At 67.8% G+C, this 482-nt stretch carries 1 protein-coding gene; it reads right to left on the reverse strand.

From position 1 onward, the window contains the following. On the reverse strand, positions 1 to 482 hold a 482-nt coding region (locus APY03_RS21650; protein ID WP_198161275.1), incomplete at both ends, for an autotransporter-associated beta strand repeat-containing protein.

The raw sequence follows: 482 nt of genomic DNA on the forward strand, positions 1-482 counted from the left end.
TCCAGGACCGCGCCGGGGTTGATGGTCGTCGTCCCGGTGTAGGTGTTGGCAGCCCGGTAGTAGACCCTGCCCGTGCCGGCTATGGTGACGCTGTCGCCACCGACGGCGCCTTCCAGGATCAGGCCGGTGCCGTCGTTGCCGATGGTGTTGGTGCCTCCGGTGCCCAGCGTGACCGTGCCCCGGAGCAGCGCCTCGCCGGTGCTGCTGGTCAGCGTGCCGCCCATCAAGTCGACGTGTTGCGCAATTCCATACTGCCCGCCGAGGTCCAGGGTGCCGCCGCTGTTCACCGTGGCAGTGGCAGTGTCTGCGCCCAGGCCACGGAAGCCGTTGTCCAGGCGCACCGTGCCTGCGTTGATCGTGACCCCTCCGGTGTGGGTGTTGTCCCGGTCCAGGGTCAACGTTCCCGTGCCGATCTTGATCAGCCCGCCATTTCCCGACATCACGCCGCTGAAGGTGGTGCTGCTGTTGTCGCCTCCCGCCGT

Origin of the sequence: Variovorax sp. WDL1, assembly GCF_001541225.1 — a bacterium.
GTDB lineage: Bacteria > Pseudomonadota > Gammaproteobacteria > Burkholderiales > Burkholderiaceae_C > Variovorax.